Consider the following 15,673-nt stretch of genomic DNA (forward strand, 5'->3'; position numbering starts at 1 on the left):
AAACACATCCGTCGCGCATTCGGGAACCGCCCGGCGAGAAAAACCCGACTACGCTGACGAGAACTGACCAGTCACGATTTGCCCTGTTGAAATTGCTTCGCAATTGGCACAGATTGGCAACCAAACAACTACAACAACGACTTCACCCGTCGTCTTGCCCGGATTTTCTCTCGGTCTGACAGACATTCCCTTAAAGCCTGTGGGAAGCGGTGAAAGTTAAAGACCAAGGGGTCGCTGTTTGAAAAAAAGTCTGTTCATCACGGGCCTCAGTGGATTCGTGGGACAACACATCCAGTCACGTCTGCACAGGGAAGACGCGTCGTGGGAACTGCTGCCTGCCGCCTCACCCTACGACCTGACCAACCCGGACAGCCTCATTGACCTGTGGCCGCAACTGCCCGATGCGGTCATTCATCTGGCCGGCCAGACCTTTGTCCCTGAAGCTTTCCGCGATCCGGCACGTACCTTCGACATCAACCTGCTCGGCACCCTGAACCTGTTGCAGGCCCTCAAGGCCCGCGGCTTCAAGGGCACGTTCCTGTATGTCAGCTCGGGCGACGTCTACGGCCAGGTCGATGAGTCCGCCCTGCCGGTCACCGAACAGCACCCCCCCTGCCCGCGCAATCCCTATGCGGTGAGCAAGCTGTCGGCCGAATTCCTCAGCCTGCAATGGGGGTTGAGCGAGGGCTGGCCGGTGCTGGTGGCGCGCCCGTTCAATCACATTGGCACCGGGCAGAAAGAAAGCTTCGTGATCGCCAGTGCCGCGCGGCAGATCAACCGCATCAAGCAAGGCCTGCAGGCGTCGCAACTGGAAGTCGGCGACATTGATGTCACCCGCGATTTCCTCGACGTCGACGACGTGGTCTCGGCCTATTTCGCGCTGCTGGAAAAAGGCACGCCGGGACAGGTCTACAACATTTGCTCGGGTCGTGAGCAAAGCATCCGCAGCCTCATCGAACAGATGGGCGACCTGGCCGAGGTCGAACTGCAACTGGTTCAGGATCCGGCGCGCATGCGCCGCGCTGATCAGCGTCGCGTCTGCGGCAGCCATCAACGGCTCGCCAGGATCACAGGCTGGGCGCCGCAAACCACTACACAACAATCCCTGCGGGCGATCCTGTCCGACTGGGAGACGCGAGTACGACAAGAATGACAAAAAGTGCATTGATCACAGGGATCACCGGCCAGGACGGCGCCTATCTGGCCAGACTGCTGCTCGACAAGGGTTACAAGGTTCACGGCCTGGTGGCGCGACGCAGCAGCGATTCGCGCTGGCGCCTGCGCGAGATGGGCGTTGAAGCCGACATCGTCTACCTGGACGGCGACATGGCCGATGCCTGCTCGGTGCAGCGCGCGGTGATCAAGTCGGCGCCGGACGAGGTGTACAACCTGGCGGCCCAGAGCTTCGTCGCCGCCTCCTGGGATCAACCGGTGACCACCGGCATCGTCGATGGCCTGGGCGTGACTCACCTGCTCGAGGCGATCCGTCAGTTCAGCCCGCACACCCGTTTCTATCAGGCGTCCACCAGTGAAATGTTCGGTCTGATCCAGGCCGAGCAACAGGACGAGAACACCCCGTTCTATCCGCGCAGCCCTTACGGCGTGGCCAAACTCTATGGCCACTGGATCACCGTCAACTACCGCGAAAGCTTCAATCTGCACGCCAGCAGCGGCATTCTGTTCAATCACGAGTCACCGCTGCGCGGCATCGAATTCGTGACCCGCAAGGTCACCGACGCGGCCGCCCGGATCAAGCAGGGCAAACAGCAGGAGCTGGCCCTGGGCAACATCGACGCCAAGCGCGACTGGGGCTTTGCCGGTGACTACGTCGAAGCCATGTGGCTGATGCTGCAACAGGACAAGCCCGACGACTTCGTGGTTGCCACCGGCGTCACCACCACCGTGCGCGAGATGTGCCGTATCGCCTTCGATCACGTCGGCCTCAACTACCGGGATTACGTGAAGATCGACCCGGCATTCTTCCGCCCGGCGGAAGTCGAAGTGCTGCTCGGCAACCCGGCCAAGGCCCAGCGCGTGCTCGGCTGGAAACCCAGGACCGACCTCGACACCCTGATCCGCATGATGATGGATGCGGACATGAAACGCGTCGCCAAGGAGTAGGCCATGCTGATCCCCGTGATTCTGTCCGGCGGTGCCGGCACCCGTTTGTGGCCGGTGTCCCGCGAGGGCCATCCCAAGCCGTTCATGACCCTGCCCGACGGCCAGTCGCTGCTGGGCAAGACCTACCGGCGCGCCGCTGCGCTGCTGGACGGCTGGGGCGACATTGTCACGGTGACCAACCGCGAGTACTACTTCCAGAGCAAGGATCACTATCAGGCCGCACATCTGTCACGGCATCGCGGGCATTTCCTGCTCGAGCCCACCGGACGCAACACCGCACCGGCCATCGCGGCGGCCGCTCTGTCGCTGCAAGCGCTGCACGGTGATGCCGCGATCATGGTGGTGATGCCCGCCGACCATCTGATCGTCAACGAAGACGCGCTCAAAAGCGCGGTCGAACACGCGGTCAATCTGGCGAAGGACGGTTATCTGGTGACCTTCGGCGTGGTGCCGACCGCCCCGGAAACCGGCTTCGGCTACATCGAGACTGGCGCTCCGCTGGATGCCCGGGGCGCGGCCAAGGTGCAGCGTTTCGTGGAAAAACCTGACCTGCAGACCGCCACCCATTATCTGGAGAGTGGCAACTTCCTGTGGAACTCGGGGATGTTCTGCTTCACCACCGCAACCCTGATCGCCGAGCTGGAACTGCACGCCCCCGAGCTGCTGGAACAGACCCGCGCCTGCATGGCCGCCAGCGAACCGGTGGAAACCGTCGGCTGCCTGCAACAGGAACTCTGCCCGCAGCTGTTCACCGAAATCACCGACATTTCCATCGACTACGCGCTGATGGAACGCTCGGAGAAAGTCGTGATGGTACCCGCCGGTTTCGACTGGAGCGATATCGGTTCGTGGGGTGCCGTAGCGGCGCTGGTGCCGGCCGATGCCGACAACAACCGCGCCAGCGGCGAAGCGATATTCATCGACAGCCACAACAACTTCGTTCAAAGCGAAGGCCGCCTGGTGGCCGCCGTCGGTGTGGATAACCTGATCGTCATCGACACCGCCGACGCCGTGCTGGTAGCCCACGCCGATCGTGCGCAGGATGTGCGGCGCGTGGCCAAGCAGCTCAAGGACAAGTCCCACGAAGCCTATCGCCTGCACCGCACGGTCAGCCGTCCGTGGGGCACCTACACCGTGCTCGAGGAAGGCCCGCGCTTCAAGATCAAGCGCATCGTGGTCAAGCCCGGCGGCAAGCTGTCGTTGCAGATGCACCATCACCGCAACGAACACTGGGTGGTGGTCGAAGGCATGGCCAAGGTGACCAACAACGGCAGCGGCACGACCCTGGTGGCCAAGAACGAATCGACGTTCATCGCTGCCGGTCACAGGCACCGTCTGGAAAACCCCGGCGTGATCGACCTGGTGATCATCGAAGTGCAAAGCGGCGAATACCTGGGAGAGGACGATATCGTCCGCTTCGAAGACCAGTACGGCAGGACGGTTTGAATGCTGCTTTCCCTGTACCGCTCGCTTCACGACTATCGGGGTTTCATCCTCGGTAGCGTCAAACGGGAGTTTCAAGCGCGGTATCGCAATTCACTGCTCGGCGCCTTGTGGCCTGTGTTCAATCCGCTGTCGATGATCATCGTCTACACCGTGATCTTTTCCCACATCATGCGCGCACGCCTGCCGGGCGTGGATGACAGCATGGCCTACAGCATCTACCTCTGCGCCGGGTTGCTGGCATGGGGGTTGTTCTCTGAAATCACGTTGCGCAGCCAGACCATGTTTCTGGACAACGCCAACCTGCTGAAGAAAATCAGCTTCCCCAGAATCTGCCTGCCGGTGATCGTGCTCTGCAACGCGGCGATCAACTTTGCCATCATCATCGGCCTGTTCCTCGGGTTTCTGCTGATCACCGGGCGCTGGCCGGGCATGGCGCTGCTGGCGCTGATTCCCCTGATTGCACTGCAAATGATGTTCTGCGCCGGGCTTGGCATGATTCTCGGCGTGTTGAATGTGTTCTTTCGCGACGTCGGCCAGCTCTTTGCCATCTGCCTGCAGTTCTGGTTCTGGCTGACCCCGATCGTGTACCCGGTGAGCATCCTGCCGGAGTGGGTACAGCGCCTGCTTCAACTCAACCCGATGACCAACCTGATCGGCAGCTATCAGAACCTGTTCCTTTATGGACACTGGCCTGTATGGAGTTCGCTGCTGCCGACGTTCATCGCCGCGCTGTTGATGTGCCTGATGGGCCTGCGGCTGTTTCGCCGGCGTGTCGGTGAAATGGTGGATGAACTCTGATGGGGCATATTCGTGTAACCGGCCTGGGCAAGGCCTACAAGCAGTACCCGACCCGCTGGAGCCGCCTGGCCGAATGGCTGATCCCGTTTTCTCCCCTGCGCCATCACCAGCACTGGGTACTTCAGGATGTGGCGTTCGAGATTGCAGCCGGAGAGTCGGTGGGCATCGTCGGTGCGAACGGTGCCGGTAAAAGCACCTTGCTCAAGATGATCACGGGAACCACTCACCCCACCTGCGGCAAGATCGAGACTGAAGGCCGCGTCGCCGCATTGCTGGAGCTGGGCATGGGTTTTCACCCGGACTTCACCGGCCGCCAGAATGCCGTCATGGCCGGGCAGCTGCTGGGGCTGCAGGTCCACGAAATCGAAGCGTTGATGCCCGACATCGAACTTTTTGCAGAAATCGGCGAGGCAATCGATCACCCGGTCCGCACCTACTCCAGCGGCATGCAAATGCGCCTGGCCTTCAGTGTCGCCACCGCGCGGCGACCGGACATCCTGATCGTCGACGAAGCACTGTCGGTCGGTGACGCCTACTTCCAGCACAAGAGCTTCGAGCGCATTCGCAGCTTCCGCAAGGCGGGCACGACGTTGCTGATCGTGTCCCACGATCGCTTCGCGATCCAGTCGATTTGCGATTCGGCCATCCTGCTCAAGGATGGCCACATGGCCATGTACGACAAACCGGAAGCCGTGCTCGATTATTACAACGCCCTGATGGCCGAGCGTGAGGGTCAGGTCGTGCGTCAGGAAAAACTCGCAGGTGGCGAGATGCGGACCGTGTCCGGTACCGGTGAAGCTGCCATTCTTGAGGTACGCCTGCTCGATGATCAGAACCGCTCCATCGATGCTGCCGAAGTCGGCCAGCCAGTGGTGCTGGAAGTGCAGGTCGAGGTGCGTCGCGACATCGAAAGGCTGGTACTCGGCTTCATTCTCAAGGACCGCCTGGGTCAGATGATGTATGGCATCAATACCCATCGCCTGGACAAGGCGCTGACGGACCTGCATGCCGGTGAACGAGTGACCTATCGCTTTGCCTTCGTGATGGGTCTGGGCAAGGGCAACTACTCGGTATCCCTGAGTCTGTCGCGCCTGGACTCCCATCTGGATCGCAACTTCGAGTGGCGCGACTATGGCCTGGTATTTCATGTGATCAACAACCGGCATGAAGACTTCGTCGGTTGCTCATGGCTCGATGCCAAAGCCTCGATCACCCGCCACCCCGCCGCTGCATTGACCGAGCGTGCGCCATGACCCGCCTGCTGGTCGAATGCACCCACGTGTTCAAACACCCGAAGGTCAATTCGGGGATTCAGCGGGTCGTGCGCAATGTCATCAACCGGTTGCCGTCGAACGCCGAAGGTGTCGAATGCGTACCGGTGATCCTGCTCAAGGGCAGGCTGTATCGCGTGACGCGTCTGGCGCCGCTGGATTCGGCGCTGTTCAGCGGGATCTTCACGTTCGGTGAACGCCTGGAACGCCTGTCCCATCGTTGCTGGCAATGGCATCAGCGTTTAGACAGTCACTCAGGCAGCAGACTGGCGCGGCGTCTGTTGTATGTCGGTTATCGCCTGCTTTCGATCGGCGCATTCAGCCTGCCGCTGCGGCTGATCGAGCACGTGAACCGTTTTCAGTTGCCCCGACGCTGCGAACCCCTGTCACACCAGCCGGGCGATCAACTGGTACTGCTGGATTCGTCCTGGCATTCGGATTTTTTCCTCCACGCCGAACGACTCAAGCGTGAAGGCATGGGCATCGTTGCGGTGATCTACGATCTGATTCCCCTGTCCCATCCGCAGTTCTACGACACGCGACTGGTCGAGGTGTACAGCGAGTGGTTCGACTGGATCGCCCGCAACGCCGACGGCTTCATGGCCATATCCGCGACGGTGCGCGATCAGGTGCGGGCAGAACTGCAACGTCGTCTAGGATCGGCGCAAGTCGGCAAACGCTGGTTCGACTACTTTCACCTCGGTTCGGAGCTGGATCTGCAAAGCGTCGAAGCCGCCGTCGAACCGCGTCTGCAACAGCTGTTCGCAACACCGGAGCCGGTGTTTCTGATGGTCAGCACCATCGAGCCGCGCAAGAACCACGACTACCTGCTGGATGCCTTTGATCTTGCCTGGACGAACGGCTCGAACGCCCGGTTGTGCATTGCCGGGCGCATCGGCTGGAAGTGCGACGCGCTGCTGGCCCGGATTCGCCATCATCCGGAGCTGAACCGGCGCCTGTTCATGTTCAACGACTTGAGCGACACCAGCCTCGAACACGCCTACGCCCATGCCAGCGCGCTGGTGTTTCCGTCGTTCGTCGAAGGCTTTGGCTTGCCGCTGGTGGAAGCCATGCAACGCGGGCTGCCGGCGATGGGCAGCGACATCCCGGTGTTTCGCGAGATCGGCGGTGAGTTCATGGCGTATTTCGATCTGCGATCGCCGCACAGCCTTGCCGATCTGGTGCAGTCCTTTGAGCGCAGCGGTCGATTCCCCGCCGCCCGCGATGTCAGCGGCTGGCAATGGATCGGCTGGCGTGAAGCCAGTGCGCAACTGGCCGAGCGTACCGCGCGCCATGTGCTGGAGGTACCTGAGGTGTCAGCGAGGCAACATGCGCATAGCCCTTAACGCCCGAATCCTCCAGGCCCCGCGCACCGGCATCGGCCATTACGTGGCCGAACTGGTGAACGCCCTGCAATCGGAAACTGATATCGAGGTGGCGCTGTTCCACGGCTGGGGCTGGAGCTCGCAACTGCCGGAAGCGGCGGTGCCCGGTTATTCACGCCTGACGCCGCTGTTGCGGCAGATCCCCGGCGCCTATCAGGCCCGCCGGTGGCTTGAGCAGAAGCGCTTCGATCAGGGCCCTGCGCAACCGGTCGATCTGTATCACGAACCGAGCCTGTGGCCGCTGGCCTTCGATGGCCCGACCGTGATGACCCTGCACGATCTCACGCACCTGCATTTCCCCGAGACCCAGCCGCCAGCACGGCTGCGGGAAATCGAGCGACGGCTCGCCGATGGCGTACGCCAGGCGCGGATCATTCTGACCGACTCGCAAGCCATCGCTGACGAGGCCCGGGACTATTTCGGACTGCCTGCCGAGCGTTTCGTGGTCGCGCCGCTGGGGGTCGCCGAGCGTTTCCAGCCGCGTGAACCGCAAGACATCGATGCGGTGCTCAAGGCCCATGCGGTCGAGTATCGGGAATATTTCCTGTGCGTCGGCACCCTGGAGCCGCGCAAGAACCTGAACCTGGCCCTGCGCGCCCACGCGCTGTTACCGGATCGGGTGCGCCAGCGTTTCCCGCTGTTGATCGTCGGCATGGCCGGCTGGCAGCGCGACCAGTTCAGTGATGAATTGCGCCAGGCACTGGCTTGCGGGCACGTGTGCCTGCTCGGCTACTTGCCCGATGAGCAAGTCGCGCAATTGCTGGCCGGTGCCCGGGCGCTGATTTTTCCGTCGCTGTATGAAGGTTTCGGCCTGCCGGTGCTGGAGGCGATGGCCAGCGGCACGCCGGTGGTGCTCACCCGCTCTTCGGCCATGCCGGAAGTGGCGGGAAACGCCGGCAACTATATTGAAGCTGACGATGCAGGCGGTTTGCATGATGCGATGAGCCGACTGATCGATGATCAAGCGCACTGGCAGGCATGCCGGGAAGCCGGATTGCAGCAGGCACGGCTTTTTTCCTGGAAGCGTTGCGCGCAGGCCACGGCCGGCGCCTACCACCAGGCCATGGGAGGTTGAATGCGAGTTCTTCATTTCTTCAAGACGTACCTGCCTGACTCGGTCGGCGGTATCGAGCAAGTGATCTTTCAACTCTGCGAGAGTGGCGCCCCGCACGGCATCGACGGCCAGGTGCTGACCCTCAGCGCCAATCCCGAGCCTGCGGTGGTGCGTCTCGGCCAGCATGAGGTGCATCGGGCGAAACTGGATATCCAGTTCGCCTCTACGGGGTTTTCCTGGAGCGTGTTCAAGCAATTTCGCGAACTGGCCGCCGAAGCCGACGTCATCAACTACCACTTCCCGTGGCCATTCATGGATCTGGTGCATTTCGCCAGCGGTGTGAACAAACCGACGGTGGTGACGTACCACTCGGACATCATTCGCCAGAAGCACCTGCTCAAACTCTATCGCCCGCTGATGAACCGCTTTCTCGCCAGCGCCGACCGGATCGTCGCGGCTTCGCCGAACTATCTGCACACCAGCGACGTGTTGCAGCAGTTCCAGGACAAGACCCGGGTCATCCCCTATGGCTTGAACAAGGCCGGTTATCCACAGCCTGACGTCGAGCGCATGAATCGCTGGCGGCAGCAGCTTGGGGACAAGTTTTTCCTGTTCGTCGGGGTGATGCGCTATTACAAAGGCTTGCACATCCTGCTCGAAGCCTTGAAAGACGTGGACTATCCGGTGGTGATCGTCGGCGCCGGCCCGCTGGAGCGGGAACTGCACGCCCAGGCCGCGGCGCTGGGCCTGCGTAACATTCATTTCCTCGGGCGGCTGAGCGATGAAGACAAGGTCGCCCTGCTGCAACTGAGCTACGCCATCGTCTTCCCGTCGCACCTGCGCTCGGAAGCGTTCGGCATTTCGCTGCTCGAAGGCGCGATGTACGGCAAACCGATGATCTCCAGCGAAATCGGCACCGGCACCAGCTACATCAATATCCACAACGAGACGGGGCTGGTGGTGCCACCGAGTCATCCACAGGCGTTTCGCGAAGCGATGCGCACCTTGTGGGAAAACCCGGCCCGTGCCGCCGAAATGGGCCTCAAGGCTGAGGCCCGCTATCGGCAGTTATTCACAGCCGATGAAATGGGCCGCAAATGGACCGAGCTGTATCAGGAACTGCTGGAGGAAAAGGCGTTGTCCTACGCCTGATCCGTTACAGATCCAGCACCAGCGGCTCGGCACTTTGCGCCGGTACCGCGCAACAAATCAGCACTTGCCCCTCCTCCGGCACTTCCGCCGGAGGCTGTGGATAATTCACCGCGCCGCTGATCAACCGCGTCCTGCAGGTGCCGCACGAACCCCCTCGGCAACTGAATTCCGGACGCAGGCCGCGACTTTCCGCCAGCTCCAGCAAACTGCCGCCCTCGGGCTGCCAGCGCGCTTCCTTGGCCGAACGCTCGAACACTACCGGTACCGACGTGGTCGCAGCCGGCGGTTGTTCGATCACGACCGCGTCCGGATCGGCTTGGCGCTTGAGGGTCGAAGGGCCGAAGGTTTCCGCGTGAATTTGCCCGTCCCGCACATCCAGTTCACGCAAGGTGTCGTAAATACCTTGGGTAAACCCGCCGGGACCGCAGAGCACAAAATCGACCTGATCAAAGTCCTCATCGGTCAGCAGATTGCGCAACAGATCGCCATCGATGCGGCCACGCAGGTCGAAGTCCTTTCCTTCGATCAGATCGTCCTCCGGCTGGCTGAGCACCCGCAACACCTTTACCGCATCACCGGCCTCCTCCAGCAACCGATCCACCTCTGCGCGGAACGGCTGGTCGGCGAGGCTGCGGGAACTCTGAACAAACAGGGTCGGACGAATCCGTCGGGTCCGCAGGCCCTGATACACCACCTCACGCAGCATCGACAGCAACGGCGTAATGCCGACCCCGGCCGCCAACAACACCAATGGACGGCGCTCCAGCGCCGCTACGGTGAAATGCCCCTGGGGCAAGCGCGCCTCCAGCACATCGCCCACGCGAATCTGCTCGTGCAGGTGCGTCGACACCCGTCCTTCGCGTTTGACGCTGATCCGGAAAAAATCATCCGATGGCGCGCCCGACAGGCTGTAGGTGCGGATGTGCACCTCGCCATCGAGGGTGAAACGCAACGGCAGATGCTGCCCGGCGAGAAACACCGGCAATCCCGCCCCATCATCCGGCTCCAGATAGATCGACCGTATATGACGGCTTTCCATTTCGATCCTGGCCACCCGCAATGGCCGCCAGCTGTCACCCAATGCCTTGGCCTGCAACCGTGCATCGGCCTGGGCCCAGTTACCGGTCAGCAGGCTGGTGGGTGACATGCCGTCGAAGCGCCAGCGCAGAGCCAGCGCTGCCGGACGCCGCACCAGTTTCTCAACCTCGAATGTCCACAGGCGCTCGGCGCCCTGGAAAGCCTCGATCTGTGGACCTTCGAGAATGATCTCGGTGCGGCCGCTGAGCTGCAACACATCGCCTGTGGAAAAGTCGATGAACAGCAATCCGGCCAAAGGATTGATGAGCAGATTGCCGAGCGTGTTGAAGTGCAGGTTTCCGGCAAAATCCGGGATCGTCAGGCGATTGCCCTCGATCCGCACAAAACCGGGCTGACCGCCGCGGTGCGAAACATCCACCGAACGCTCGCCGTCGACATCGACGTAACTGGCGACAAAGAAGGTGTCGGCGCTTTCGATCAGCGCAATGGCGGCGGCATCGAGGCTGTCACGGTGTTCGGCTTTGCGGGTCTGCGGATCCGTCAGCGGCACCCGCTGAAACTGACGCAATTGAATGTATTGCGGGCAGTTGCCGAACGACTGATCCACCGTCAGCCCGAAGCCGTTCGCGTCGAGATGATCGATGTGGCCATTGAGCCGATTGCGCCGACGGGTGTGCAGCTCGATGCCAAGCAGACCGATCGCGGCGCCAGCCTGTAACTGTGCAGGATCATCAGCAGCCGGCAGGCTTGCGAACTGCAGTTGCGTCGGCTCGGGAGAGTGAGCAAAGCCCGGCTCTCCCTCCAGCACACTGGCCCAGGGCCGACCTTCGGCATCCACCGCGCCGTACAGCATGAAAGGCAATTGCTGATAGAACTGGCGGTGTTGATCCGGCATCCAGGTGCGAATCACCTTACGGCCGAATTCCTCCATGCGCTCGGCAACGCCGACATGGGCCTGCAACTGTTGCTCGCCAGCGTGCCACGGTGAACGTTCCATCACGGTCTCTCCCCTGCGCCGTCGGCGCAGATTGAATGTCAGACGGTGGTTTGCAGGCCGGCAACGGTGCGCGGCATGCCGACAAAACCGGGCAGCGCCTCGATGCGCGAGAGCCAGGCGCGAACGTTAGCGTAGTCATCCAGCGACACATTGCCTTCCGGCGCATGGGCGATGTAACTGTAGGCCGAGACGTCGGCGATGGTCGGCTCGCGACCCACCAGGTAAGGAGTTTTTCCCAGTTCAAGGTCCATTACCTTGAGAAAATTGTGCGCACGGGTGATGACTTCCTCGGCGTTGAACTTCGCCCCGAACACCGTGATCAGGCGGGCGGCGGCAGGACCGAAAGCAATCGGCCCGGCGGCTGCCGACAACCAGCGCTGCACCTGCGCGGCGCCGACCGGATCGCTTGGCAGCCAGCGGCCATTGCCGTATTTCTGTGCCAGATAAACGAGAATCGCGTTGGAATCGGCCAGTACCACGCCATTGTCATCAATGGCCGGAACCTGGCCAAAGCTGTTGATGGCCAGGTATGGCGCCTGTTTATGCTCACCCTTGGCCAGATCGACGAAGATCAGCTCGGTCGGCAGTTGTAACAGTGACAACATCAGTTCGACGCGATGGGCGTGGCCGGAACGCGGGAAGTTGTAGAGTTTGATCGCTTGCATGGTCGACTCCGCTGGATGATGGCGCCGTTCAGGATGGACGGTGGCCGTGGGAGCCATATTCCCCTCATCGCGAAAACAACAGAATCACCAGCAAATGCAATCCATTATTTCTCTGGATGAAATAAAGCGGCATCTTTCAAGGCAGGATGCTCACGCAACGCTGTGACCATGAAGTCGACAAAACTACGCACACGCGCCGGCGCCTTGCGCCCGCCCTGATACACCACGTGGATCGGCAGTGCAGGCAGTTCGAACTCGGCGAGGACGATTTCCAGTTCGCCGGAAGCGACCTTGCTGGCCACCTGATAAGACAGCACCCGGGTCAGACCCAGGCCCAGCGACGCCGCTGTGATCGCAGCCTGATTGGCCGTGACCACCAGGCGCGGCTCCGGTTTTACCCCGATGAGTTCACCGTGCTCCATGAATGGCCAACTGCGCTGCTGGCCGATGGCCGAAGTCGCCACCACCGGCGCCCCGGCCAATGCCTGTGGATGGGTAGGCCGACCATGAACCGCGAAGTATTCCGGCGAGCCGCAAATCACCCGTCGTACCTCACCGACCCGGATCGCATGCTGATTGCTGTCCGGCAACTCGCCAATACGCACCGCGACGTCGATGCCCTCCTCGACCATGCTGACCACTCGATCAAGCAACAGGGCGTTGATGGAAACATCCGGGTATTGCGTCAGATAACGCGCCATTACCGGCGTGACAAACAGTTCGCCGAATAAAACAGGCGCCGTCACCGTTAACTGCCCACGGGGCTGAGTATGACTCCCGGCAGCGGAATCCTCCGCTTCCTGCACTTCGGCGAGAATTCTCCGACAGTCTTCCAGATAACGCAGACCCGCTTCGCTCAAATGCACGCTGCGGGTGGTACGGATCAACAACTGCGTACCAATCCGCTGCTCCAGCGCCGCCACCGCCCGGGTCACGCTGGCTGCCGACAGACCCAAGCGCCGCGCGGCCGCGGAAAAGCCCTGTTCCTGGGCAACGATGGCGAAAACCTGCATTTCCTGGAAGCGATCCATGGTGCCCTCGATCCGGATAAAAAAATCGCAGCCGGAGCTGCGATTTTATGGGGTCATCAACTGTGGATAACTTATTCCACCGTCACCGACTTCGCCAGGTTGCGCGGCTGATCCACGTCGGTGCCCTTGAGCACGGCGACGTAGTACGACAGCAATTGCAGCGGAATGGTGTAGAGGATCGGCGACAGGATGTCGTGGATGTGCGGCATCTGCACCACGTGGGTGCCTTCGCCGTTGGTCATCCCGGCCTTTTCGTCGGCGAACACGATCAGTTCACCACCGCGGGCGCGGACTTCCTGCAGGTTGGACTTGAGCTTCTCAAGAAGCTCGTTATTCGGTGCAACGGTGACCACCGGCATGTCGTTATCCACAAGCGCCAGCGGCCCGTGTTTCAATTCGCCGGCCGGGTAAGCTTCGGCGTGGATATAAGAGATTTCCTTGAGTTTCAGGGCCCCTTCCATCGCCACCGGGAATTGCGCGCCACGGCCCAGGAACAGGGTGTGGTTCTTCTCGGCGAACAGCTCTGCGATTTTTTCCACGGTGCTGTCCATCGCCAGGGCTTCGCCCAGACGGGTTGGCAAGCGGCGCAGTTCTTCAACCAGCGTGGCTTCAACGCCTTCACCCAAAGTACCGCGCACCTGACCCAGAGACAGGGTCAGCAGCAGCAGACCGACCAGCTGCGTGGTGAACGCCTTGGTCGAGGCCACGCCGATTTCACGACCAGCCTGGGTCAGCAGGGTCAGGTCGGATTCGCGCACCAGCGAGCTGATGCCGACGTTGCAGATCGCCAGGCTGCCCAGGAAACCCAGTTCCTTGGCGTTGCGCAGGGCGGCCAGGGTGTCGGCGGTTTCGCCGGACTGGGAGATGGTGACGAACAGGGTGTCCGGCTGCACCACCACCTTGCGGTAGCGGAACTCGCTGGCAACCTCGACCTGGCACGGAATCCCGGCCAGCTCTTCGAGCCAGTAACGGGCAACCATGCCGGCGTGATAGCTGGTGCCACACGCCACGATCTGCACGTTGCGCACTTTGGCGAACAATTCCGCCGCTTGTGGACCGAAAGCCTGCACCAGCACCTGATCCGCACTTAATCGGCCTTCCAGGGTGCGCTGCACCACGGACGGCTGCTCGTGGATTTCCTTGAGCATGTAATGCCGGAACTCGCCTTTGTCGGCGGCTTCCGCACCGTCGGTGTACTGCACGGTCTGGCGCTCGACCGCTTTGCCGGTCACGTCCCAGATCTGCACCTTGTCGCGCTGGATTTCGGCGATATCGCCCTCTTCCAGGTACATGAAACGGTCGGTGACCTGACGCAGGGCCAGTTGGTCGGAAGCAAGGAAGTTTTCGCCCAGGCCCAGACCGATCACCAGCGGACTGCCGCTGCGAGCAGCAACCAGTCGATCCGGTTGCTGTGCGTGGATGACCGCTAGACCGTAAGCGCCATGCAGCTCCTTGACCGCAGCCTTCAGAGCGTCAGTGAGGTCGGGCAACGACTTGAGTTTTTCGGTCAGCAGATGGGCGATGACTTCGGTGTCGGTGTCCGAGGTGAACACATAACCCAGCGCCTTGAGTTGTTCGCGCAGCGCTTCGTGGTTTTCGATGATGCCGTTGTGCACGACAGCGACGTCACCGGAGAAATGCGGGTGGGCATTGCGCTCGCTCGGCGCACCGTGGGTGGCCCAGCGGGTATGGGCAATACCGAGACGGCCAACCAGCGGATGTTCGGCCAGCGCCGCGTCGAGTTCGCTGACTTTGCCGACACGACGGGTGCGCTCCAGCGCGCCGTCATTGGTGTACACCGCAACACCGGCGCTGTCATAGCCCCGGTATTCCAGGCGCTTGAGGCCTTCGAGCAGGATGGCGGTGATGTTACGTTCAGCAACGGCGCCGACAATTCCACACATGCTTATTTCTCCTGACTGACAGTCGCGCAAATCAAGTTGATACCGCGAGCCTGAATCTGATCGCGCGCATCAAGGGGCAGGCGATCATCGGTAATTAGGGTATGGACGCTGCTCCATGGCAGCTCCAGGTTGGGAATCTTGCGGCCAATCTTGTCGGCCTCGACCATCACGATCACTTCCCGCGCCACTTCCGCCATCACCCGGCTCAGGCCGAGCAATTCATTGAAGGTGGTGGTGCCACGCACCAGGTCGATGCCATCGGCACCGATAAACAACTGGTCGAAGTCGTAAGAGCGTAGTACCTGCTCGGCGACCTGGCCCTGAAAGGATTCCGAGTGCGGATCCCAGGTGCCACCGGTCATCAGCAGCACAGGCTCGTGTTCGAGTTCGCTCAGGGCATTGGCCACGTGCAGGGAGTTGGTCATCACCACCAGGCCCGGCTGCAGGCCAAGCTCAGGGATCATCGCGGCGGTGGTGCTGCCGCTGTCGATGATGATGCGGGCGTGCTCGCGGATGCGTGTGACGGCAGCGCGGGCAATCGCCTGTTTGTATTTGGAAACGTTAAGGCTGGTGTCTGCCACCAGTTCCTGCGGCATGGTGATCGCGCCACCATAGCGACGCAGCAGCAAGCCATGACTTTCCAGGGCGGCGAGATCCTTGCGAATCGTAACTTCCGAAGTTTCGAAGCGCTTGGCCAGTTCATCCACACTCACCTCGCCCTGCTCATTGAGCAAAGCCAAAATGTTGTGACGGCGCTGAGGTGTGTTGCGTTTCGACATGGCTGATTAAGTTTCGATTCGAAAGATAACGG

The 15,673-nt window shown here is 61.5% G+C and carries 13 protein-coding genes; 8 read left to right on the top strand and 5 right to left on the bottom strand.

The genetic code is table 11. The features are described 5' to 3' along the window. Positions 1-238 precede the first annotated feature (238 nt). The 8 genes from L6D81_RS12700 to L6D81_RS12735 are packed head-to-tail and all read left to right on the top strand — an operon-like array spanning position 239 to position 9,227. Complete coding sequence (locus L6D81_RS12700; protein WP_236179891.1) at positions 239-1,153, top strand: GDP-mannose 4,6-dehydratase; 915 nt, start codon at positions 239-241, stop codon at positions 1,151-1,153. After that, positions 1,150-2,121 carry a GDP-mannose 4,6-dehydratase gene (gene gmd / locus L6D81_RS12705; RefSeq protein ID WP_085747992.1) on the top strand — a complete coding sequence of 324 codons (972 nt, stop codon included), beginning with the start codon at positions 1,150-1,152 and terminating at the stop codon, positions 2,119-2,121. The genes L6D81_RS12700 and gmd overlap by 4 nt, the downstream gene beginning before the upstream one ends. Positions 2,122-2,124: 3 nt before the next feature. Then, positions 2,125-3,567, top strand: coding sequence for a mannose-1-phosphate guanylyltransferase/mannose-6-phosphate isomerase (locus L6D81_RS12710; protein ID WP_236179892.1), 1,443 nt, complete (start codon positions 2,125-2,127; stop codon positions 3,565-3,567). After that, positions 3,568-4,365, top strand: coding sequence for an ABC transporter permease (locus L6D81_RS12715; protein WP_236179894.1), 798 nt, complete (start codon positions 3,568-3,570; stop codon positions 4,363-4,365). It begins immediately after the preceding gene. Continuing rightward, positions 4,365-5,618 carry an ABC transporter ATP-binding protein gene (locus L6D81_RS12720; protein WP_236179896.1) on the top strand — a complete coding sequence of 418 codons (1,254 nt, stop codon included), beginning with the start codon at positions 4,365-4,367 and terminating at the stop codon, positions 5,616-5,618. Before L6D81_RS12715 ends, L6D81_RS12720 begins: the two co-directional genes overlap by 1 nt. After that, positions 5,615-6,982, top strand: coding sequence for a glycosyltransferase family 4 protein (locus tag L6D81_RS12725; protein WP_236179898.1), 1,368 nt, complete (start codon positions 5,615-5,617; stop codon positions 6,980-6,982). The genes L6D81_RS12720 and L6D81_RS12725 overlap by 4 nt, the downstream gene beginning before the upstream one ends. Next, complete coding sequence (locus tag L6D81_RS12730; RefSeq protein WP_236179900.1) at positions 6,966-8,096, top strand: glycosyltransferase family 4 protein; 1,131 nt, start codon at positions 6,966-6,968, stop codon at positions 8,094-8,096. The genes L6D81_RS12725 and L6D81_RS12730 overlap by 17 nt, the downstream gene beginning before the upstream one ends. After that, positions 8,097-9,227: a glycosyltransferase family 4 protein gene (locus L6D81_RS12735; RefSeq protein WP_236179902.1), complete on the top strand. Its 1,131-nt coding sequence runs from the start codon at positions 8,097-8,099 to the stop codon at positions 9,225-9,227. It begins immediately after the preceding gene. Positions 9,228-9,231: 4 nt separating this feature from the next. Here the strand turns inward: L6D81_RS12735 and L6D81_RS12740 are convergent, their stop codons facing one another. The 5 genes from L6D81_RS12740 to L6D81_RS12760 form a co-directional block, all read right to left on the bottom strand. Then, entirely contained in the window at positions 9,232-11,262 is a 2,031-nt protein-coding gene (locus L6D81_RS12740; RefSeq protein WP_236179904.1) for a 2Fe-2S iron-sulfur cluster-binding protein, read from the bottom strand. 38 nt (positions 11,263-11,300) lie between these two features. After that, positions 11,301-11,927 (bottom strand): glutathione S-transferase family protein, encoded by a 627-nt coding sequence (locus L6D81_RS12745; protein ID WP_236179906.1) that lies wholly within the window; start codon positions 11,925-11,927, stop codon positions 11,301-11,303. Positions 11,928-12,031: 104 nt separating this feature from the next. Further along, positions 12,032-12,958: a LysR family transcriptional regulator gene (locus L6D81_RS12750; RefSeq protein WP_236179908.1), complete on the bottom strand. Its 927-nt coding sequence runs from the start codon at positions 12,956-12,958 to the stop codon at positions 12,032-12,034. A 71-nt stretch (positions 12,959-13,029) separates the two neighbouring features. Then, entirely contained in the window at positions 13,030-14,862 is a 1,833-nt protein-coding gene (gene glmS / locus L6D81_RS12755; protein WP_236179910.1) for a glutamine--fructose-6-phosphate transaminase (isomerizing), read from the bottom strand. Positions 14,863-14,864: 2 nt separating this feature from the next. Next, positions 14,865-15,641, bottom strand: coding sequence for a DeoR/GlpR family DNA-binding transcription regulator (locus L6D81_RS12760; RefSeq protein WP_236179912.1), 777 nt, complete (start codon positions 15,639-15,641; stop codon positions 14,865-14,867). Positions 15,642-15,673 lie beyond the last annotated feature (32 nt).

The sequence above is a fragment of the Pseudomonas sputi genome, from assembly GCF_021603585.1.
GTDB classification, from domain to species: domain Bacteria; phylum Pseudomonadota; class Gammaproteobacteria; order Pseudomonadales; family Pseudomonadaceae; genus Aquipseudomonas; species Aquipseudomonas sputi.

Excerpts from the sequence above, each read along its gene's own strand:
- gmd (WP_085747992.1), top strand. The coding sequence starts at position 1,150 with ATGACAAAAAGTGCATTGATCACAGGGATCACCGGCCAGGACGGCGCC.
- L6D81_RS12710 (WP_236179892.1), top strand. The coding sequence starts at position 2,125 with ATGCTGATCCCCGTGATTCTGTCCGGCGGTGCCGGCACCCGTTTGTGG.
- L6D81_RS12715 (WP_236179894.1), top strand. The coding sequence starts at position 3,568 with ATGCTGCTTTCCCTGTACCGCTCGCTTCACGACTATCGGGGTTTCATC.
- L6D81_RS12720 (WP_236179896.1), top strand. The coding sequence starts at position 4,365 with ATGGGGCATATTCGTGTAACCGGCCTGGGCAAGGCCTACAAGCAGTAC.
- L6D81_RS12725 (WP_236179898.1), top strand. The coding sequence starts at position 5,615 with ATGACCCGCCTGCTGGTCGAATGCACCCACGTGTTCAAACACCCGAAG.
- L6D81_RS12730 (WP_236179900.1), top strand. The coding sequence starts at position 6,966 with ATGCGCATAGCCCTTAACGCCCGAATCCTCCAGGCCCCGCGCACCGGC.
- L6D81_RS12735 (WP_236179902.1), top strand. The coding sequence starts at position 8,097 with ATGCGAGTTCTTCATTTCTTCAAGACGTACCTGCCTGACTCGGTCGGC.
- L6D81_RS12740 (WP_236179904.1), bottom strand. The coding sequence starts at position 11,262 with ATGGAACGTTCACCGTGGCACGCTGGCGAGCAACAGTTGCAGGCCCAT.
- L6D81_RS12745 (WP_236179906.1), bottom strand. The coding sequence starts at position 11,927 with ATGCAAGCGATCAAACTCTACAACTTCCCGCGTTCCGGCCACGCCCAT.
- L6D81_RS12750 (WP_236179908.1), bottom strand. The coding sequence starts at position 12,958 with ATGGATCGCTTCCAGGAAATGCAGGTTTTCGCCATCGTTGCCCAGGAA.
- glmS (WP_236179910.1), bottom strand. The coding sequence starts at position 14,862 with ATGTGTGGAATTGTCGGCGCCGTTGCTGAACGTAACATCACCGCCATC.
- L6D81_RS12760 (WP_236179912.1), bottom strand. The coding sequence starts at position 15,641 with ATGTCGAAACGCAACACACCTCAGCGCCGTCACAACATTTTGGCTTTG.